The organism is Marmoricola endophyticus (assembly GCF_014644415.1).
In the GTDB taxonomy this organism is placed as follows: domain Bacteria; phylum Actinomycetota; class Actinomycetes; order Propionibacteriales; family Nocardioidaceae; genus Marmoricola; species Marmoricola endophyticus.
In genome coordinates, this window is the sequence record NZ_BMKQ01000001.1 from 45702 (window position 1) to 64833 (window position 19132).

The following is a 19132-nucleotide window of genomic DNA, read 5'->3' on the forward strand; positions in this document are numbered from 1 at the left end:
GGGGCCGGATCCTGAGTTCATGGTCTCGCTCCCGACGTTCACCTACCACCCCGACCCGGTCGCCAGTGGCTCGGTCGTACCGTCCGATGCTGCGTGCGAGTCCTGTGAGCGGACGAGGGGGCATCTCTACGTCGGCCCGATCTTCGGCGTCGCCGACATCGAGGAGCTGTGTCCGTGGTGCATCGCCGACGGGAGTGCCGCCGCCCGTCACGACCTCGAGTTCACCGACGACGGCGACGCGGCGCTGCGCGGAGTGCCGGCCGAGGTCAGGGAGGAGATCCTGCACCGCACCCCCGGGGTCTCGACCTGGCAGTCCCCGCGCTGGTTGACGCACTGTGGCGACGCGGCCGTGTACCTGACCATCGCCGGCGCCCGCGAGCTGCGATCGACCCCGGGCGCCGTGGACTCCCTCGTCGCGGCCGGCTGGGACGAGACGGACGTCGACCAGATGCGGGCGGACGGTGACCTCTCGGCCTATCTCTTCCGCTGCCGCCACTGCGGGACGGGGCTGGCGTACGCCGACATGTCCTGAGGCGCGCGTGCGTCACCGATAGATTGGCCCGCCGTGAGTGCCCAAGCCCCCTCGTCCGTGCTGTTGATCCGAGCGACCCGATTCCTGCCCAACCCGGCGACCGCCGCCGACAACGCGTTCCAGTCCGCCGCCCCCGGCGGTGATGACGCTCAGGGAGCGGCCGAGCTGTCCGCGCGGGCCACGATGGAGATGGACGCCGTGGCCGCGGCGCTGCGGGCGGTCGGCGTCCGCGTCCACGTCTTCGACGACGCCGACCACACCCGCCCCGACAGCGTCTTCCCGAACAACTGGATCTCCACCCACGCCGGGGGAGTCGTCGGCATCTTCCCGATGTACGCCTCCAACCGGCGTCACGAGCGGCGCGGCGACGTCCTGGAGATGCTGAAGTCGCACTACCGGGTGCAGACGATCGTCGACTACTCCGGCCTGGAGCCGGACGGGATCTTCCTCGAGGGCACCGGCGCGATGGTGCTCGACAACGAGTCACGGGTGGCGTACGTCGCCCGCAGCCACCGCGCCGACGCCGCCGTCCTCGAGCGGTTCTGCACCGACTTCACCTACGAGCCGATGGTCTTCGACGCCGTCGACGCCGGGGGAGTGCCGATCTACCACACCAACGTGATGGCCTGCGTCGGCACCGAGCTGGCGCTGTTCGCGCTGGACCTGATCCCCGACGTCGTGCGACGTGAGCAGGTGCGCGAGCGCCTCAGCGTCCACGGCCGCGCGGTCGTCGAGCTGACCGAGGAGCAGGTGCGCGAGTTCGCCGGCAACGCGGTGGAGCTCACCGGGCACCACCCCGACGGCCGCCAGCGACGGGTCCTGGCGATGTCCGAGCGCGCCCGTCGCAGCCTGCGGAGCGACCAGGTCGAGGTGATCGAGCGCAGCTGCGAGATCGTCTCCGTCGACATCCCGACGATCGAGCTCGCGGGAGGGTCCGTGCGCTGCATGATCGCCGGCATCCACCTCGACCCCCGGCCCGGTGTCGAGCCCGGCCCGAGCGACGCCGTCCTGGCGATCAACGAGGACAACCCGGTCACCGCCGACGGCCGCAGCGTCAGCTGAGGAGCCCTCGGCTCACTTGGTGTAGGCGACGTAGACGTCGCACGGCGCCTTGCCGACGACGTCCTTGGCGACGCTGCCGAGGACGCGGGTGACGCCCTGGGCGTTGCGGTTGCCGACCACGATGACCTCGGCGGCGTACGCCTGCGCGGCCTCGATCAGCACGTCGGCCGGCTTGCCTTCCTTCGCGTCGGCCTCGATGGTCAGGTCGGGGTGGTCCTTGCCGAGCGTCTCGGCCGCCTCCTTGGCCACCTCGAGCGCCTTCTCCGGCGTCGTCATCCGCCGGTCGGGGACCGAGGGCCCCGTGCGGTTCGTCGACGACGCCGCGCACACCACCACGAGGTCGGTGCCCAGCCCGGCCGCCAGCCTGGCGGCGGTCTTCGCCGCCCGTCCTGCCGTCTCGCTCGTGTCGACCCCGACCACTACCGTCATCGCCATCTCCTCGATCGTCCTGTCGCCGGAGACCCGTCGCGTCCGGTAGCACGAAGGATAGGCACTCGTCGTACGGCAGTTGACCGAACCGGTCGGGTGCGCGCGAGTTCTGCGAGTCCCCGGCGCTGTTCGTCAACGGAAGAACCGAACAATCGCGGCGGTCCTTTCGATTCTGTGTGAGCATCGCGGAATGGAGACGACCTCGATCACTGCGTGGACGTTCATGCAGGAGATCCCGGTCCCTGCCGATGTCGCCGACCTGATGACGCAGGGGGAGACACCGGTGGCGGCATTCAAGACCTTCCGCGACAGCGCCGTCTTCACGACGAAGCGCCTGATTGTGCGAGACGCACAGGGCATCACCGGCAAGAAGGTGGAGATCTACTCGCTGCCGTACAGCCGCATCGACATGTGGTCATCGGAGAACGCCGGGCGGCTGCTCGACGTCAACGCCGAGATCGAGCTGTGGACGAGGGCGGGGCACATCAAGATCAAGGTCGGAAAGGGGACCGACATCCGGCGCCTCGACTCACTGATCGCGTGGGCGGTCCTGCAGTAGCTCGCCAGTCGGCACCGTTCACCCGCGGCAGCTGGGCCGTCGGACGGGTCACGTCGAAGGCGAGGTCGGCGACCCCAGCGTGAACGGCTCCTCGGCCACGACCTTGACGTTCCTGGTCGCCTCGTCCAGGTGACTCCTGTCCGTCTTGCAGAGCGTGCTGGCGCGTCGCTGCGGTGGCGGAGAAATGTTCGGGAGATCGGCGACATCGATCTGACGACGAACGACCCGCCGACACCGGTGGCGTCGGCGGGCCGTCGTACGACTGTGGCGGTGGTTTCGTCGCGCTCCCCTTCGACGCGCGCCTTCGTGCCTCAGGCGCTGCTCAGGGCACCGCCTCGCTGGCGCTCGGTCGCGGCCCAACCACCGACGAGTCAGATGTCGTAGTAGAGCTCGAACTCGTGCGGGTGCGGGCGCAGCTGCACCGGCGCGATCTCGTTGGTTCGCTTGAAGTCGATCCAGGTCTCGATCAGGTCGGGGGTGAACACGTTGCCCTTGGTGAGGAACTCGTGGTCGGCCTCGAGCGAGTCGAGCACGGCGCCGAGCGAGGTCGGCACCTGGTCGATCTCGGCCATCTCGTCCGGCGGCAGCTCGTAGATGTCCTTATCGATCGGGTCGGCCGGCTCGATCTTGTTCTGGATGCCGTCCAGGCCCGCGAGGAGCAGTGCGGAGAACGCGAGGTACGGGTTCGCCGACGGGTCGGGGAACCGGGTCTCGATGCGCTTGGCCTTCGGGTTGGTCCCGGTGATCGGGATGCGGACCGAGGCGGAGCGGTTGCGCGAGGAGTAGACCAGCGAGATCGGCGCCTCGAAGCCGGGCACCAGGCGGTGGTAGGAGTTCACCGTCGGGTTGGTGAAGGCCAGCAGCGAGGGGGCGTGCTTGAGGATGCCGCCGATGTACCAGCGGGCCATGTCGGACAGGCCGCCGTACCCGGTCTCGTCGTAGAACAGGGGCTCGCCCTCGTTCCAGATCGACTGGTGCACGTGCATGCCCGAGCCGTTGTCGCCGAAGATCGGCTTCGGCATGAAGGTGACCGACTTGCCGGCCTGCCAGGCGGTGTTCTTGATGAGGTACTTGAACTTCATCACGTCGTCGGCGGCCTTGAGCAGGGTGTCGAACTTGTAGTTGATCTCCGCCTGCCCGGCGGTGCCGACCTCGTGGTGCGCGCGCTCCACGGTCAGGCCGCACAGCTCGAGGTTCTTGACCATCTCCGCGCGCAGGTCGGAGTAGTGGTCGTACGGCTCGACCGGGAAGTAGCCGCCCTTGAGGCGGGTCTTGTAGCCGAGGTTGTCGTCGCCCTCCTTGCCGGAGTTCCACCAGCCCTCGACCGAGTCGATCTCGTAGAAGCCGGCGTTGACGTCGGTGGAGTAGCGCACCGAGTCGAAGATGTAGAACTCCGCCTCGGGGGCGAAGAACGCGGTGTCGCCGACGCCGGTGCTGGCCAGGTGGGCCAGCGCCTTGCGGGCGATGTTGCGCGGGTCGCGGGAGTACGCCTCACCGGTGATCGGGTCGTGGATGAAGAAGTTGACGTTCAGCGTCTTCGCGGTGCGGAAGGGGTCGACGTACGCGGTCGTCGGGTCCGGGTAGAGCTGCATGTCCGACTCGTTGATGGCCTGGAAGCCGCGGATCGACGACCCGTCGAAGCCGAGGCCGTCGTCGAAGACCGACTGGTCGAAGGAGGACACCGGCACGGTGAAGTGCTGCATCACCCCCGGCAGGTCGCAGAAGCGGACATCGACCATCTCGATGCCCTCGTCCTTGACGTACTTCAGCAGCTCGTCGCTGTTCTGGAACATCCGTCCTCCTTGGCCGCTGCGCGCGACCGACGACTTGTCGTCTTGTGGTGATGGGCACTGCCGGACCGGACCCCTCGATCACGGCACTGTGAACCTAGGAAGGACCGGTTTCCCGACCGTATCTGGTTTGTTTCAGACGTGTTACGTCTGGTGCGGTACGACCGCGGTCAGCGCGCCTCGAGCGCCTTGAGGTCGTACGTCGCCGAGCCCACCGCGAGGTCGTGCAGGCCGCGCCCGTCCGGGCGGAACACCAGCGGCGGGATGACCACGCAGATCAGCAGCTGACGCACGACCGCCGCGATGAGGGGGACGGGGGAGTAGCTCGTGGTCAGCACGCGCAGCCGGGTGGCCAGCTGACCGAACGAGCCGCCGGCGAGAGCCGTACCCACCGACGACTCGAGCCAGAAGATCCCGAGCACCACCCAGGAGTACGTCGACTTCCCGAAGGAGTCCGTCCCGAGGATCAGCAGCGCCACCAGCGAGCAGGCGACCCAGTCGACGAGGATCGCCAGCATCCGGCGCGGCCAGGAGGCCGTGTGCTCGATCGTCTCCACGGGGTCGAACCTATCGGTGGGATGCGCAGGTGCGTGGGTGGTGGGTGGTCTCGACGTCCCTTCGACGCGCGCCCTCGTTCCTCGGTCGCTGCTCAGGACACCGCCTCGCTCGCTGCGCTCGCATCGGGCTCGACCGCCGGTGGTTGAGCCCGAACGAGCGCCAGCGAGGGAGGACGTCGAAACCACGGCGGGTGGCTGGGGCTCAAGCGGCCCTCGCCGTTGCTCTCCCGCTCGCCGAGTCGTCGCACTTGCCAACGGCCTCGCTCCGCTCGGCGGAGCGCAACTGCGGCGACTCGGCTCAGAAATATGGCGGGCCTAGCGGCCCTTCATGTTCTGCCGCATGCCCTTCATGTTCGTCGGCACGGGGCCCTTGGGCAGCGGGACCTTGCTGCCGCTCGCGTCGAGCGCCTTGAGCCGGTTGAGCACGTCGGTCATCTCGGCCGGCTTCTGGGTCTTCTTGAGCTTCGTGACGTGCTTGGTGAGCCGACCGAGAGGCACCTGTCCCTCGCCGTCGCCGACGACCAGCTCGGTGATCGTGGTGTCGCGGGCGACCCGCTCGTGCTTGCGGCGCTCGGCGGTCAGCAGGCCGCGCAGCCGGTTCGGGTTGCCCTCGCCGATCAGCACGATGCCGGGTGGGCCGACGAGGCGGGTGACGACGTCCTGCTGCTTGTTGAACGCGATGCCGGGCTCGGTCTTCCAGCCCCGCTTGAGCATCCCGAGGACGGCCGCGGCGGCGCCGGGCTTGCCCTCGATCTGCGAGATCGCCGAGCGCTGGCCGCGCCGACCGAAGACGATCATCGCGGCCAGCAGACCGACCAGGATCCCGACGATCACCGCGAAGACGATGCTGTCGAGGAAGAACCAGTACAGCGCACCGACGACCACGCCGACCACGACGAAGATCGCCAGCAGCAGCCGCCCGATGTTGGGGTCGGTCTTCTTGGTCAGGTCGTAGGTCTGCTTGATCTGCGCGACGCGCCCCGGCTTGTTCGGGTCCTTGACCAACTTCTGCTTCTTCGTCTTCTCACGTGCCACGGGGTGGAGTATCCCTCAGACGGCCTGCTCGGCCGAAACGGTCTGCTCGCGGGCCTCGATCGCCTGCTTGTACAGCCGCCCCGCGCGGTACGACGAGCGCACCAGCGGCCCGCTCATCACGCCCGCGAACCCGATCTCGTCGGCCTCGTCGCGCAGCTCGACGAACTCCTCGGGCTTGACCCAGCGCTCGACGGGGTGGTGACGCTTGGTCGGACGCAGGTACTGCGTGATGGTGATCAGCTCGCAGCCGGCGCCGTGCAGGTCGCGCAGCGCCTGGCTGATCTCCTCGCGGGTCTCGCCCATGCCGAGGATCAGGTTCGACTTGGTCACCAGCCCGAAGTCGCGGGCCTGGGTGATCACGTCCAGCGAGCGCTCGTACGTGAACGCCGGCCGGATCCGCTTGAAGATCCGCGGCACCGTCTCGACGTTGTGCGCGAGCACCTCGGGCCGCGACTCGAACACCTCGCGCAGCAGGTCCGGCTTGCCGTTGAAGTCGGGGATGAGGTTCTCCACCCCGGTGTCGGGGTTGAGCTCGTGGATCTTGCGCACGGTCTCGGCGTAGAGCCAGGCCCCGCCGTCGGGCAGGTCGTCGCGCGCGACGCCGGTGATCGTGGAGTAGCGCAGCTGCATCTTCTGCACCGACTCCGCCACCCGGCGCGGCTCGTCGCGGTCCAGCGGCGAGGGCTTGCCCGTGTCGATCTGGCAGAAGTCGCAGCGCCGCGTGCACTGCTCGCCGCCGATGAGGAAGGTCGCCTCGCGGTCCTCCCAGCACTCGAAGATGTTGGGGCAGCCCGCCTCCTGGCAGACCGTGTGCAGACCCTCGGACTTCACCAGCGCCTGCAGCTCGTTGTACTGCGGCCCCATCGACGCCTTGGTCTTGATCCAGGCCGGTTTGCGCTCGATCGGCGTCTCGGCGTTGCGCACCTCGAGCCGCAGCATCTTGCGACCCTCGGGGGCGGGGCTGGTGGACGTGTCCGGTGTCGCAGTCACACCGACCAGCGTACGCCGCGGCGGTTGCGCTCGTGGGCCCCGCTCAGCCGGCGGGAGGAGCCTCCAGCGTCAGCGTGACGGTGCTTCCCTGGGCCACCCTCGTGCTGCTCTGGTCCGGCGTCTGCGCAGTGACCACCGCTGTGTCGGTCGCGGTCACCCCGTCGGGGTCCACCGCCACGACGAGGCCCTTGCCCTGTAGCGCTGCGAGGGCGGCGGCGTACGACAGGCCGACGACGTCCGGCACCGGCCCCAACGACACGGTCACGGTGACGGTCGTACCGCGGTTCGCTCGCGCACCGGCCGCGACACTCTGTGTGATGACCTGTCCGATGGTCGTGGGGTCGTAGACGTCGGTGCGCGCCCCGGGGTAACCGGCTGCCTTCAGCTTCTCCAGAGCCTTCTCCGCCTCCAGCGCCGTGACGTCCGGCACCCGAGGCGTCTTCCACACCGGCGGCTTCGGCGTGCCGGGCGCGGGGTTGCCGGGTGTCGGGTGGTTGCCGACGGGCGGCGTGCTGCCCGGCTTGGGCGCGCTCGGACGCTGGGGTGCCTGCGTGACCGCCCCGGTCGTGCTGGTCCTGGCCTTGGACGTGTGTGTGGGCTTGGCGACCGGCAGCCGGTCGGCGTCGTTGGCGCCGGCCCCGGCGTACGACGACCCGGCCGAGCGGAAGTCGAGCAGACCGCTCGACGTCGCGCCGACGGCGTAGGTCGCCGACTGGTCCTTGGCGTAGGCCTGCGCGACGGCCATGACGAGGGCGACGTACGACGCGGAGTTGTTGTACGAGCGCACCGCCGCCTTCGTGCCGGCGTCGGTGGCGAGGTCGTCGCCGTTGCCGCACAGGTAGACCGCCGCGGCGAGGGCCGCGTCGTCGATGTCCTGCGGGTCCCGCTTGCCGTCGCCGTCGCCGTCGACCGCGATGGTCGCCCAGGTGCTGGGCAGGATCTGCATCGGACCGACGGCCCGGTCGTGCGTGCTGTCGCCGTCGAGCTGGCCGGCGTCGGTGTCGGCGACCAGCTTCACGCCCTTGCCGTCCAGGGGCACCCCGACGATGCCCTTGGCGTTGCGTGCGCTGGTGCGGCCGTGGTCGGACTCGACCTGACCGACCGCGGCGAGGAGGGGCCAGGTCAGGTGGCAGCCGGGAGAGGCCGAGGCCATCGAGTCGGCGGCACGCTGGTAGGCGGCCAGTGCGGCCGGGGGGATGTCGGTCAACGACGCGGTCCGCAGTGCCTTGTCGCGCAGCCCCGCGCTGACGGCCTGTCCGCGCGGAGCGGTGCTGGCGGCGCGGTCCGTGCCGACGGTGGCCGGTGCCTGTCGCTCCGAGGTCGCCTGGATGGTTCGCGTGGGGTCGTCCTGGTTGGCGGAGACGACCGCCGTACCCGTCACAGCGAGCGCGACCGAGGCGACGGCGCCGGTGGTGAAGGTACGGACCGTTCGGGGTGACATGAGGCTCCCAGGCGGCTTGCATCGGATGGTGGGACGACCGTCCCCGAGGCGGGGCAGCCGCACCCGATGACGTCCGCTGAAGCGTAGGTCACCGAACGGTCCGTTGGACAGGGATTCCGGCTAAATCGGACCGGTTGTTCGCTCGCTGTTCAGGAGCGGGCACCGAGCACCGGCACCCGCGGTCCGCGGCCGGGCTCGGGACGGGGCTCGTAGTCCGGCGTCGCGTCGTACGACGTCCAGGCCAGCAGCCGCTCCAGGTGACGTCGTACGAGCGGAACGGTCTCGGCCACCGGCACGTCACGACCGAGCTCGGCGCTGAGCGACGTCACGCCCGCGTCGGCGATGCCGCAGGGGACGAACCGGTCGTACCAGCCGAGGTCGACGTCGGCGTTGAGCGCGAAGCCGTGCATGGTCACGCCGCGGCTGACCCGGATCCCGAGCGCGGCAATCTTGCGCTCGGGTCGGCCCTCGCCGGCCCGCAGCCAGACGCCGCTGCGACCCGGGACCCGCGCGGTCGTGACGCCGAGGTCGCGGCACACGCCGATCAGCGCCTCCTCGACCCGTCGGACGTAGTCGACGACCTTGACGTGGTCGGGGAGCCGGACGATCGGGTAGCCGACCAGCTGGCCGGGCCCGTGGAAGGTGATCTTGCCTCCGCGGTCGACGTCGATGACCTCTGCGCCACCGGTGTCGGTGGGCAGCTCGGAGGCGTCGGTGCGCTTGCCGCAGGTGTAGACCGGCGGGTGCTCGACGAGCAGCAGCCGGTCGGGGCCGCCGGAGACGACCTCCTCGTGCTCCTCGCGCTGGCGGTCCCAGGCGGCGCGGTAGTCCAGTATGCCGAGGTCGATCACGTCCACGACAGCGACAGTACGCCTGTGGATAACGCGTTCGGGCCGGCGCGGTGGCGGCACAGTGGACGCCATGAGCGAGACCGGGTGGCGGTGGTGGGGGCTGGTGGCCCTCGGCGGCGTCTCGCTGCTGCTCGGGACGTACCTCGTGCTGGCGGGGCGGACCGACGCCGGAGCGGCCGGCGACTCCCACGGGGCGGCGGTCCGGCCACCCGGCGGGACGGCGCACGACGCGTCGGGTGCGCTGGACGTGCTCCACCGCTGGGACGCCGCGCGCTCCCGCGCGTGGGCGGCCGGTGACGTCGAGGGGCTGCGGGGCCTCTACGTCGACGACGCGCCGGCGGGCGCCCGCGACGTGGCGATGCTCCGGGCCTACCTCGGCCGTGGGCTCGTGGTCCGCGGCCTGCGGATGCAGGTGCTGGACGCACGGGTGCGCCACCTCGACCCGGCTGTCGTACGCCTCCAGGTGACCGAGCGGCTCGCCGGCGGCGTGGCCGACGACGCCGAGCGGTCCCGGGCGCTGCCCAGGGACTCGACCAGCACGCGCCTCGTCGAGCTGCGTCGCGCGGCAGGGCGGTGGCGGGTGGCGGCGGTCAGCCAGGCGTGAGGCGGCTCGGGCCTCCGCTCATCCGGCAGCGAGGGCGGCCGCGACGGTGTCCGTGATGTCCGGGTGGGCGAAGGAGTAGCCGCTGTCCAGCAGTGCCGCGGGGACGGCCCGCACCGAGCCGAGCAGCTCCGGGGCGAGGTCGCCGGCCGCCGGCCGGATCAGGAACGACGGCAGCTTGACCAGCGCCGGCCTGCTGAGCGCCTTGGCCAGCGCCTTCGTGAACTCGTCGTTGGTCGCGGGCTCCGGCAGGGACAGGTTGACCGGACCGGACACCTCGTCGTGCTCCGCGCAGTGGACGACGGCGCCGACCCAGTCCTCGGTCGAGATGGTCGGGAAGTACTGCTCTCCCGAACCCAGCGGGCCGCCCAGCCCGGCCTTGAACAGCGGCACCAGCAGGCTCAGCGGTGCGCTGCGCCGGTCGAGCACGGGGGAGGTGCGCAGGTAGACCACGCGGGCGCCGCTGCGCTCCGCCGGCTCCGCCGCCTCCTGCCAAACGCGGGAGACGTGGGTGAGCAGGTGGTCGCCGGCCGAGTCGGCCGACTCGTCGAGCACCTCGTCGCCGCGGTCGCCGTAGTACGAGATGCCGTTGCCGGCGAGGAACACCGGCCGGTCCTCGACCTCGGCGATCGCGCGGGCCAGCGTGCCGGTCGTCGCGACCCGGCTCTCCTCAAGCTCACGCTTCCACTTCTGCGAGTGGGGGTTGCCGAAGGTCGGCGCACCGGCCAGGTTGACCACGACGTCGGCCGCGGCCACCAGGCCGGCGTCGAGCCCGGCCCGGTCGGCGTACGGGTCCCACTGCTGCTGGTCAGGCCCGGACGGCTCGCCGCGGACCAGGCGCGTGACCGTGTGCTCACGTCGTGCCAGCTCCTCCCGCAGGCGCGTGCCGAGGAAGCCGGAGGAGCCCGCGATGAGGAAGTGCATGTGCCCACAGTCCCACGGGGCAGGACGGTGCACGACCCCGTCAGGGAGGTGCCGGTCCGGGGAATAGGCTCAGGTCTCGTGAGCCACTTCGATGTCGTCGTCCTCGGTGCGGGCCCCGGTGGGTACGTCGCCGCCATCCGCGCCTCGCAGCTCGGCAAGTCCGTTGCCGTGATCGAGAAGAAGTACTGGGGCGGCGTCTGCCTCAACGTCGGCTGCATCCCCTCCAAGGCCCTGCTCCGCAACGCCGAGCTGGCGCACCTGCTCGAGCACGAGAAGGACCTGTTCGGGATCACCGGCGAGGTCTCGATGGAGTACGGCGCCACGCACGCTCGCAGCCGCAAGGTGTCCAAGGGCATCGTCAACGGCGTCCACTACCTGATGAAGAAGAACAAGATCACCGAGATCGACGGGTGGGGGACCTTCAAGGACTCCGCGACGCTCACCGTCGAGCTCAACGACGGTGGCACCGACGAGATCACCTGGGACGACCTGATCATCGCCACCGGCGCGACCACGCGGCTGGTGCCCGGCACCGAGCTGTCGGAGAACGTCGTGACCTACGAGGAGCAGATCCTCGACGAGACGCTGCCCGGCTCGATCGTGATCGCCGGCTCCGGCGCGATCGGCGTGGAGTTCGCCTACGTGATGGCCAACTTCGGGGTGCAGGTGACGATCGTCGAGTTCCTCGACCGCATGGTGCCCACCGAGGACGCCGAGGTCTCCAAGGAGCTGCTCAAGCACTACAAGAGGCTCGGCGTCGACGTCCGGCTGTCCACCAAGGTCGAGAAGATCGAGGACACCGGCTCGAGCGTGAAGGTGACTGTCTCCAAGGACGGGTCCACCGACGTCATCGAGGCCGACAAGGTGCTCCAGGCGATCGGCTTCGCGCCGCGGCTGGACGGCTACGGCCTGGACAAGTCCGGCGTCGAGACCACCGAGCGCGGCGCGATCGCCGTCGACGAGCGCGGCCGTACCAACGTCGAGCACGTGTACGCGATCGGCGACGTCACCGGCAAGCTGATGCTGGCCCACACCGCCGAGGCGATGGGCGTCGTCGCGGCCGAGACGATCGCTGGCGCGGAGACCGTCGAGATCGACTTCGACATGATCCCGCGGGCGACGTACTGCCAGCCGCAGATCGCCTCCTTCGGCTACTCAGAGGAGCAGGCCAAGGAGAAGGGGTACGACGTCAAGACCGCCAAGTTCCCGTTCTCCGCCAACGGCAAGGCGGCCGGGCTGGGGGAGACCGCGGGGTTCGTGAAGATCGTCGCCGACGCGACGTACAACGAGATCCTCGGCGCCGCGCTGATCGGCCCGGACGTCACCGAGCTGCTGCCCGCCCTGACGCTGGCCCAGAAGTGGGACCTCACCGCCGACGAGGTCGCCCGCAACGTCTTCGCCCACCCGACGCTCTCCGAGGCGGTCAAGGAGGCCGTCGAGGGTCTCGCCGGGCACATGATCAATCTCTGAGAGCCGCGCAGAGCGGGTCTCGACGAGCTCGACCACCGGTGGTCGAGCCCGTCGAGACCTCACCACGCAGCGACGTCGGTCCGAGCGACGCGCGCGAGGTGGTGCCTCACCGCGAGCCTGACACGCCGATCGCGCTACCTCAGCGGATCTCGCCCAGCACCTCGGCGGTGTCCTGGCCGAGGGTGGGCGCGGGGCGCCGGATCGCGGCGGGGGTGCCGCTGAACCGGACAGGGATGCCGATCGTCCGGTAGGCCCCCTCGGTGGGGTGCTCGGCGACGTCGAGCAGGCCGCCGTCGCGGACGTACGCCGACTCGGTGGCGTGCTCGAGCTCGAGCACCGGTGCCATCGGGATGCTGTGCTGCTCGCACAGCTGCTCCCACTCCTGCGTGGTGCGCTCGGGGGCGATCGCCTCGATCTGGCGGTACAGCACGCTCATGTCGGCCAGGACCGTCGCCCAGTCGGAGAACCGCGGGTCGTCGTTCAGCTCGCCGTGCCCGGACGCCTCGAAGAAGTCGCGGACGTTGGCCGGGCTGTACGGGAGGATGCACGCCCAGCCGTCCTTCGTCTGCACCGCCGAGTGTCCCTCGCTCAGCGAGCGGTAGAAGCCGGTCGGGCCCTCGGGCGGCTCGAACGTGTGACCGCCGAGGTGCTCGACGAGGTTGAACGCCAGCATCGTGTCGGTCATCGGCACCTCGACGTGCTGGCCCTTCCCGGTGGCGCGCTGGCTGATGACCGCGGCGAGCGTGGAGTAGACGACCGTGAGCGCGCAGACCTTGTCGGCCAGGATCGTCGGGACGTACGCCGCCTTCCCCGTCGAGCGCAGCATCAGGTCGGTGAGGCCGCTGGCGGCCTGGACGATCTCGTCGTACGCCGCGTGGTCGGCCTCGGGGGAGTCGGACCGGAAGCCCTGCGCGGAGGTGTAGACGAGGTGCGGGTACTGCGCGGTGATGGTGTCCGGGTCGAGCCCGAGCCGCTGCAGCGCACCGGGACGCATGTTGGTGACGAGCACGTCGGCGCCGGCCAGCAGCCGGTGCAGGTCGGCCAGTCCGTCCTCGGACTTCAGGTCGAGGACGACGCTGCGCTTGTTGCGGTTGACGTTGAGCCCCAGGGCGCCCATGCCCTCGTGCCGCTTGGGTACGGAGCGCCGAGCGAGGTCGCCGTGCGCGGACTCGACCTTGATCACCTCGGCCCCGAGGTCGCCCATGATCTGGGTGGCGTACGGCCCCATCACGACGGTCGCCAGGTCGATGACCCGGACCCCGTCGAGGGCACCCGGTGCCGGTGTCGTCATCGGTGCTGCTCCTTCGTCTGGACTACGCGTCCAGGCTGCTCTGATCGCCGGCCGGGTGCAAAGCCGCGTGGTGTGACGTCCGCGATGCCCGTCCCGTCCAGGGCAGGGTGATCAGTGCCCAGGCGAGGGCGACGACGGCGACCTCCGCGACGACGTACACGGGCCAGGGCCCGAGGTAGTCCAGCGCCGTGCCGACGGAGGGCTTGCGGTTGAAGTAGCCGTAGTTGGTGCCCAGCACCGCGTTGAGCACCATCACCGCGGCGACCCAGGCCAGCGTGATCACCACCGAGGTCCGGTAGCCGCGCCAGTCCGGGCCGTCCTCGCGGCGCCCGGAGGCGGCGAGCCAGACCGCGGCCCAGACGCTCAGGAAGTGCATCCCCCAGAACATGAAGTACCGCGGGTCGGGGAACAGCTGCTCCAGCGAGGGCGTGAGGATCGCCTGCGGCACCAGGGTCAGCCCCCAGAAGTACAGCAGCGTCGTGGCCCAGCGCCGGCGTGTCCACAGCGCGTAGATCGCCAGCATCCAGGTCAGGTCGCAGACCTGCAGCGGCAGCGAGGTCCCGAGACCGAAGTCGCCGGGCAGCAGCTGCGCCACCTGGAGCGGCACCGTGAAGACCGGGATGACGACGGCGAGCGTGCGTCGTACGACGACCGAGTCGCCCGTACGACGACCGACCAGCACGATCGCGACGCTGACCACCACGCAGAGGGCGATGAGGGACAGGTGCTCGGGACCGAAGGCCTGGAAGCGGGTCACGCGCCCATGGTCCCCGGTCGGTCGACCGAGGACCATGGGTCCGCGTGCTCAGCAGCGGCCTCAGTCGCCCTTGACGTTGACCACCTGGCGCAGCGTGTGCCGGACCTCGACGAGGTCGGCGGCGTCGGCCATCACCTGGTCGATGTCCTTGTACGCCGCCGGGATCTCGTCGACGAAGGCGTCGGTGTCGCGGTACTCGATGCCGGCCATGGCCGCCCGGAGCTGCTCGCGGTCGAACGTCCTGCGGGCCGCCGACCGGGAGTACACCCGCCCCGCGCCGTGCGGCGCCGACTGCAGCGCCAGCGGGTTGGCGCGACCGGACACGACGTAGGACGCCGTCCCCATCGAGCCCGGGATCAGCCCCGGCACGCCCTCGCCGGCGTGGATCGCGCCCTTGCGTGAGACCCACACGTCCTTGGCGAAGTGCCGCTCCTGCTCGGTGTAGTTGTGGTGGCAGTTGATCTCCTCCTGCCGCTCCACCTCGCCGGACAGCCCCAGCCACTCACCGAAGCAGCGCGCCACCCGGTCCATCATCTCCTCGCGGTTGAGCAGGGCGTAGTGCTGCGCCCACCGCATCTGCGCGATGTAGGTCCAGAACTCCTCGGTGTCCTCCACGAGGTACGCCAGGTCCGGGTGCGGCAGCGGGATCCACCACTTCCTGCACAGCTCGCTCGCGACCTTGATGTGGCGCTGCGCGATCTTGTTGCCGACCCCGCGCGAGCCCGAGTGCAGGAACAGCCAGACCCGGTCCCGCTCGTCGGCGGTGATCTCGATGAAGTGGTTCCCGCTGCCGAGGGTGCCCAGCTGCAGCTCCCAGCGGGCGGCGTACGACGCCGGGTCGAAGCCCGCCTGCTCGGCCCGCTCACGGAGGTCGACGAGGCGTGCCTCGGTGTGCTCGCGGGTGACCGACTTGTTGGCGACGCCGGCGCTGAGCGGGATGGACCGCTCGATCTCGCGCCGGACGGTACGCCGGTCCTCCGGCAGGTCCGCGAGGGTCGCCGGCGTACGGACCGCGATCATGCCGCAGCCGATGTCCACCCCGACCGCGGCCGGGATGATCGCACCGAGGGTAGGGATCACCGACCCGACGGTCGCGCCCTTGCCCAGGTGGGCGTCGGGCATCAGCGCCAGGTGCGGGTGGATGAACGGCAGCGACGCCGTGGTGATCGCCTGCTCGCGGGTAGGGGCGTCGAGGATCGACGCCCAGCTGAGCAGGTGCTTCGTGAGGTGCTCCATGGTCCTTCCTGTTCTCCGTCGGTCCGCGTCGGTCGCGGGCCGCGGGGAAGGCTAGGAGGAGGGCGCCGCTCGGTGCACCCGGATTTGCTGGCGTTCGTCACTCGGGTCAGATCGCGGGCGCCCGTCCCGGACCATTGCCTCAGATGTCGGTTCTGTGTCGACGTCTGAGTCGTCGCTCGCTGCGGCACACCTCGCTGCGCTCGGCGTACCTCCGCTCGCTCCTTGGTCAGATGTCGAACTGCGCGCCCTCCAGGCGCTCCTTGACCTCCGAGAGGAACCGCGCGGCGTCGGCGCCGTCGACGATGCGGTGGTCGTAGGTCAGCGCGAGGTAGACCATGTGGCGCACCGCGATCGTCTCGCCGAGGTTCGGGTCGTCGATCACCACCGGACGCTTGACGACCGACCCTGTGCCGAGGATCGCCACCTGCGGCTGGTTGATGATCGGGGTGTCGAAGAGCGCCCCGCGGCTGCCGGTGTTGGTCAGCGTGAACGTGCCACCGGACAGCTCGTCCGGACCGATCTTGTTGGTCCGGGTGCGCTCCGCGACGTCCGCGATCTTGCGCGCCAGGCCCGCGATCGAGAGGTCACCGGCCTCCTTGATCACCGGGACGAGCAGACCCTTCTCGGTGTCGACGGCGATACCGAGGTTCTCGGTGTCGAAGTACGTCACCTCGCCCGCGTCCAGGTCGATCGTGGAGTTGACCGCCGGGTGCTGCTTCAGCGCGTCGATCGCCGCCTTGGCGAAGAACGGCATGAAGGAGAGCTTCACGCCCTCGCGGGCGGCGAAGTCGGCCTTGACCGCGTCGCGCTTGCGGGCGATGGAGGTGACGTCGACCTCCACCACCGTGGTCAGCTGGGCCGAGACCTGGAGCGACTCGACCATGCGGGTGGCGATGGTCTTGCGCAGGCGCGTCATCTTCTCGGTCTTGCCGCGCAGCGGGCTCGGGGTCGACGGCGCCGGTGTCGTCGACGCGGCGGCGGGCTGCTCGGCCGCAGCCGGTGCCTCCGCGGCGGCGTTCTTGCCGCGCTCGGAGGCAGCGGCCAGCACGTCCTGCTTGCGGATGCGGCCGCCGACGCCGGTGCCCTCGACCGCGGCGAGGTCGACGTCGTACTCCGCCGCCATCTTGCGCACCAGCGGCGTGACGTAGCCGGCACCGTCGCGTGGGCTGCCGGCGTCCTCCTGCTTCGGCTCCTTCGTCGGTGCCGGTGCCTCCTCGCGCTCCGGCTCCGGCTGCTTCTGCTCGGCGGCCGGCGCTGCGGGCTCCGGGGCCGGCTCGGGCTCGGGCTCGGGCTCCGGCTCGGGCTCTGGCTCGGGTGCCTTCTCGGGCTCCGGCTCCGGCTCGGACTTCTCGGCGGGAGCAGAGGTCGCCGCGTCACCGCTGCCGATCACGGCCAGCTCGGCGCCGACCTCGACCGTCTCGTCCTCCTCGGCCTTGATCTCCAGCAGCGTGCCGGCGACGGGGGAGGGGATCTCGGTGTCGACCTTGTCGGTGGAGACCTCCAGCAGCGGCTCGTCGACCTCGACGGTGTCACCGACCTGCTTGAGCCAGCGGGTCACGGTGCCCTCGGTGACGGACTCGCCGAGTGCCGGCAGCGTGACCGGGGTGCCCTCGCCACCGCCACCGCCACCGCCACCGCCGCCTGACGACGCGGCCTCGGCGGCCGGCTCCTGCTCGGCGGGCGAGTCGTCCTTCTCGGACTCGGGCGTCTCGTCGCCGGCGGGCAGGTCGCCGGACTCCTCGGCGACCTCCTCCTCCTGCTCGGCCTTCTGCTCCGCCTGCTCATCGTCCTTGGGCTCGGCCTCGGAGTCGTCGGCGGACCCGCCGCCCTCGCCCTCCTCGCCGACGACGCAGAGCTGTGCCCCGACCTCGACCGTGTCGTCCTCCTCGGCGCTGATCTCCAGCAGCGTGCCGGCGACGGGGGAGGGGATCTCGGTGTCGACCTTGTCGGTGGAGACCTCCAGCAGCGGCTCGTCGACCTCGACGGTGTCACCGACCTGCTTGAGCCAGCGGGTGACGGTGCCCTCGGTGACGGACTCGCCGAGGGCGGGGAGGTTCACAGGTGTCGACATGACTGCCTTCCGTGGGGATCAGGAGTGAGCGTGCAGGGGTTTGCCGGCGAGCGCCAGGTGGGCCTCGCCGAGAGCTTCGTTCTGAGTCGGGTGGGCGTGCACCAGCGGGGCGACGTCCTCGGGCCAGGCGTCCCAGCCGGTGATCAGCTGCGCCTCGCCGATCAGCTCGCCGACCCGCGAGCCGACCATGTGGACGCCGAGCACCGGACCGTCGGTGCGCCGCACCAGCTTGACGAAGCCCTGCGTCTTGAGGATCTGGCTCTTGCCGTTGCCGCCGAGGTCGTACGTCAGCGTCTCGACCGCGTCGCCGTGGGCCTCCCGGGCCTGCGCCTCGGTGAGCCCGACCGAGGCCACCTCGGGGTCGGAGTACGTCACCCGCGGGATCAGCGCCTCGTCGAGCGGCGTCGGGTCCAGACCGGCGATGTCCTCGGCGACCAGGACCCCCTGGGCGAAACCGCGGTGGGCCAGCTGCAGGCCGGGCACGATGTCGCCGACGGCGTGGACGCCGTCGAGGTTGGTGCGCCCGCGCTCGTCGGCGAGCACGAAGCCGCGCTCCATCGCGACGCCCTGGTCGTCGTACCCCAGGCCGTCGGTGGCGGGTCCGCGGCCGACCGCGACCAGCAGCAGGTCCGCCTCGAGCACGTCGCCGCCGGCCACGTGGACGCGGACGCCGTCGTCGGTCGTCTCCACCGACTCGAAGGCGGTGCCGGTGCGCAGGGTGATCCCGCGCTTGCGGAACGCACGCTCGAGCGCCTTGGAGCAGGCCTCGTCCTCCGCCGCGACGAGCCGGGGGAGCGCCTCCAGGACGGTCACCTCGGCGCCGAAGGAGCGCCAGACGCTCGCGAACTCGACACCGATGACGCCGCCGCCGAGCACGACCACGGAGCGCGGCACCTCGGTGAGTCGCAGTGCCTCGGTCGAGGAGACGACCCGCCCGTCGAGGTCGAGCCCGGGCAGGGTCTTGGCGTACGAGCCCGAGGCCAGCACCACGTGCGTCGCAGTGTACGTCGTGCCGTCGACCTCCACGGTGCGCGGCGAGGTCAGCCGCCCGGAGCCCGTGATCGTCGTGACGCCGCGGCCCTTGAGCAGCCCCGACAGCCCGGTGTGCAAGCGGTCGACGACCGCGTCCTTGTAGCCGTTGACGCCGTCCATGTCGATGCCGTCGAGCGTGGCGTGGACGCCGAACTGCTCCGACTCTCGGGCTGCGTCGGCCACCTCGGCCGCGTGCAGGAGCGCCTTGGTCGGGATGCAGCCGACGTGCAGGCAGGTGCCACCGACCTTGTCCTTCTCGACCAGGCCGACGCGCATCCCGAGCTGGGCCGCGCGCAGGGCGCAGGCGTACCCGCCCGAGCCGGCACCGAGGACGAGGACGTCGAAGTCCTGCTCGAGCTCCGTGCCGGGTCCTGCCTGGTCAGCCACAGCGCCTCGCGTCCTCCCCGCGTCGGTGCGACGCGTTGTCGCGCCGCCACTCGTTCATCCTTGCACCCCACCCGCCCCTGCGGGCAACCCGGTCCGTCGTACCTCTCGACCCGGTTC

The 19132-nt window shown here is 70.6% G+C and carries 18 protein-coding genes; 5 read left to right on the plus strand and 13 right to left on the minus strand.

All coding sequences use genetic code 11. From position 1 onward, the window contains the following. The first annotated feature begins 19 nt into the window (after positions 1-19). Both IEX42_RS00240 and ctlX read left to right on the plus strand, forming a co-directional pair. Positions 20-532: a CbrC family protein gene (locus tag IEX42_RS00240; RefSeq protein WP_188777150.1), complete on the plus strand. Its 513-nt coding sequence runs from the start codon at positions 20-22 to the stop codon at positions 530-532. A 33-nt stretch (positions 533-565) separates the two neighbouring features. After that, a complete protein-coding gene (gene ctlX, locus IEX42_RS00245) occupies positions 566-1594 on the plus strand; it encodes a citrulline utilization hydrolase CtlX (RefSeq protein ID WP_188777151.1) in 1029 nt (342 codons plus the stop codon). Positions 1595-1606: 12 nt separating this feature from the next. Here the strand turns inward: ctlX and IEX42_RS00250 are convergent, their stop codons facing one another. Further along, positions 1607-2023, minus strand: a complete 417-nt coding sequence (locus IEX42_RS00250; protein WP_229660457.1) for a universal stress protein — start codon at positions 2021-2023, stop codon at positions 1607-1609. Between the two features lie 190 nt (positions 2024-2213). On the opposite strand from IEX42_RS00250, the gene IEX42_RS00255 reads away from it, so the two are divergent. Further along, positions 2214-2582 (plus strand): PH domain-containing protein, encoded by a 369-nt coding sequence (locus IEX42_RS00255; RefSeq protein ID WP_188777155.1) that lies wholly within the window; start codon positions 2214-2216, stop codon positions 2580-2582. Positions 2583-2953: 371 nt separating this feature from the next. Here IEX42_RS00255 and glnA read toward each other — a convergent pair whose 3' ends face one another. The 6 genes from glnA to lipB all read right to left on the minus strand — a co-directional run bounded on the left by glnA (position 2954) and on the right by lipB (position 9318). Next, positions 2954-4375: a type I glutamate--ammonia ligase gene (gene glnA, locus IEX42_RS00260; protein WP_188777157.1), complete on the minus strand. Its 1422-nt coding sequence runs from the start codon at positions 4373-4375 to the stop codon at positions 2954-2956. 167 nt (positions 4376-4542) lie between these two features. Further along, positions 4543-4929, minus strand: coding sequence for an RDD family protein (locus IEX42_RS00265; RefSeq protein WP_229660458.1), 387 nt, complete (start codon positions 4927-4929; stop codon positions 4543-4545). A 315-nt stretch (positions 4930-5244) separates the two neighbouring features. Further along, a complete protein-coding gene (locus tag IEX42_RS00270) occupies positions 5245-5964 on the minus strand; it encodes a DUF4191 domain-containing protein (RefSeq protein ID WP_229660459.1) in 720 nt (239 codons plus the stop codon). A gap of 15 nt (positions 5965-5979) precedes the next feature. Then, positions 5980-6903 carry a lipoyl synthase gene (gene lipA, locus IEX42_RS00275; RefSeq protein WP_188780781.1) on the minus strand — a complete coding sequence of 308 codons (924 nt, stop codon included), beginning with the start codon at positions 6901-6903 and terminating at the stop codon, positions 5980-5982. 94 nt (positions 6904-6997) lie between these two features. Beyond that, positions 6998-8395, minus strand: a complete 1398-nt coding sequence (locus IEX42_RS00280; RefSeq protein WP_188777158.1) for a lytic transglycosylase domain-containing protein — start codon at positions 8393-8395, stop codon at positions 6998-7000. Between the two features lie 149 nt (positions 8396-8544). After that, positions 8545-9318, minus strand: a complete 774-nt coding sequence (gene lipB / locus IEX42_RS00285; RefSeq protein ID WP_188777160.1) for a lipoyl(octanoyl) transferase LipB — start codon at positions 9316-9318, stop codon at positions 8545-8547. Between lipB and IEX42_RS00290 the strand changes: the two genes are divergently transcribed. After that, positions 9317-9850 (plus strand): hypothetical protein, encoded by a 534-nt coding sequence (locus IEX42_RS00290; RefSeq protein ID WP_188777162.1) that lies wholly within the window; start codon positions 9317-9319, stop codon positions 9848-9850. The genes lipB and IEX42_RS00290 overlap by 2 nt on opposite strands. 18 nt (positions 9851-9868) lie before the next feature. On the opposite strand, the gene IEX42_RS00295 is transcribed toward IEX42_RS00290, so the two are convergent. Beyond that, positions 9869-10771: a TIGR01777 family oxidoreductase gene (locus IEX42_RS00295; protein ID WP_188777164.1), complete on the minus strand. Its 903-nt coding sequence runs from the start codon at positions 10769-10771 to the stop codon at positions 9869-9871. Between the two features lie 78 nt (positions 10772-10849). On the opposite strand from IEX42_RS00295, the gene lpdA (IEX42_RS00300) reads away from it, so the two are divergent. Beyond that, the gene (gene lpdA / locus IEX42_RS00300; RefSeq protein WP_188777166.1) at positions 10850-12241 is read left to right on the plus strand and encodes a dihydrolipoyl dehydrogenase; all 1392 of its coding nucleotides are present in this window, start codon (positions 10850-10852) and stop codon (positions 12239-12241) included. Positions 12242-12380: 139 nt separating this feature from the next. Here lpdA (IEX42_RS00300) and IEX42_RS00305 read toward each other — a convergent pair whose 3' ends face one another. From IEX42_RS00305 to lpdA (IEX42_RS00325), 5 genes are all read right to left on the minus strand, one after another. Then, complete coding sequence (locus tag IEX42_RS00305) at positions 12381-13532, minus strand: CaiB/BaiF CoA transferase family protein (RefSeq protein ID WP_188777168.1); 1152 nt, start codon at positions 13530-13532, stop codon at positions 12381-12383. A 22-nt stretch (positions 13533-13554) separates the two neighbouring features. Next, positions 13555-14289 (minus strand): YwaF family protein, encoded by a 735-nt coding sequence (locus IEX42_RS00310; RefSeq protein WP_229660461.1) that lies wholly within the window; start codon positions 14287-14289, stop codon positions 13555-13557. Between the two features lie 60 nt (positions 14290-14349). Next, positions 14350-15525, minus strand: coding sequence for an RtcB family protein (locus IEX42_RS00315; protein WP_188777172.1), 1176 nt, complete (start codon positions 15523-15525; stop codon positions 14350-14352). 226 nt (positions 15526-15751) lie between these two features. Further along, positions 15752-17596, minus strand: coding sequence for a 2-oxoglutarate dehydrogenase, E2 component, dihydrolipoamide succinyltransferase (sucB, locus tag IEX42_RS00320; protein WP_188777174.1), 1845 nt, complete (start codon positions 17594-17596; stop codon positions 15752-15754). Between the two features lie 18 nt (positions 17597-17614). Continuing rightward, on the minus strand, positions 17615-19015 hold the full coding sequence (gene lpdA, locus IEX42_RS00325; RefSeq protein WP_188777176.1) for a dihydrolipoyl dehydrogenase: 1401 nt from the start codon (positions 19013-19015) through the stop codon (positions 17615-17617). Positions 19016-19132 lie beyond the last annotated feature (117 nt).

Bases quoted from the DNA above. Each gene is read 5' to 3' on its own strand.
- lipA (WP_188780781.1), bottom strand. From the start codon at position 6,903: ATGCTGCGGCTCGAGGTGCGCAACGCCGAGACGCCGATCGAGCGCAAA.
- sucB (WP_188777174.1), bottom strand. From the start codon at position 17,596: ATGTCGACACCTGTGAACCTCCCCGCCCTCGGCGAGTCCGTCACCGAG.
- IEX42_RS00295 (WP_188777164.1), bottom strand. From the start codon at position 10,771: ATGCACTTCCTCATCGCGGGCTCCTCCGGCTTCCTCGGCACGCGCCTG.
- IEX42_RS00290 (WP_188777162.1), top strand. From the start codon at position 9,317: ATGAGCGAGACCGGGTGGCGGTGGTGGGGGCTGGTGGCCCTCGGCGGC.
- IEX42_RS00240 (WP_188777150.1), top strand. From the start codon at position 20: ATGGTCTCGCTCCCGACGTTCACCTACCACCCCGACCCGGTCGCCAGT.
- IEX42_RS00255 (WP_188777155.1), top strand. From the start codon at position 2,214: ATGGAGACGACCTCGATCACTGCGTGGACGTTCATGCAGGAGATCCCG.
- IEX42_RS00250 (WP_229660457.1), bottom strand. From the start codon at position 2,023: ATGACGGTAGTGGTCGGGGTCGACACGAGCGAGACGGCAGGACGGGCG.
- IEX42_RS00305 (WP_188777168.1), bottom strand. From the start codon at position 13,532: ATGACGACACCGGCACCGGGTGCCCTCGACGGGGTCCGGGTCATCGAC.
- IEX42_RS00280 (WP_188777158.1), bottom strand. From the start codon at position 8,395: ATGTCACCCCGAACGGTCCGTACCTTCACCACCGGCGCCGTCGCCTCG.
- IEX42_RS00315 (WP_188777172.1), bottom strand. From the start codon at position 15,525: ATGGAGCACCTCACGAAGCACCTGCTCAGCTGGGCGTCGATCCTCGAC.
- lipB (WP_188777160.1), bottom strand. From the start codon at position 9,318: ATGGCGTCCACTGTGCCGCCACCGCGCCGGCCCGAACGCGTTATCCAC.
- glnA (WP_188777157.1), bottom strand. From the start codon at position 4,375: ATGTTCCAGAACAGCGACGAGCTGCTGAAGTACGTCAAGGACGAGGGC.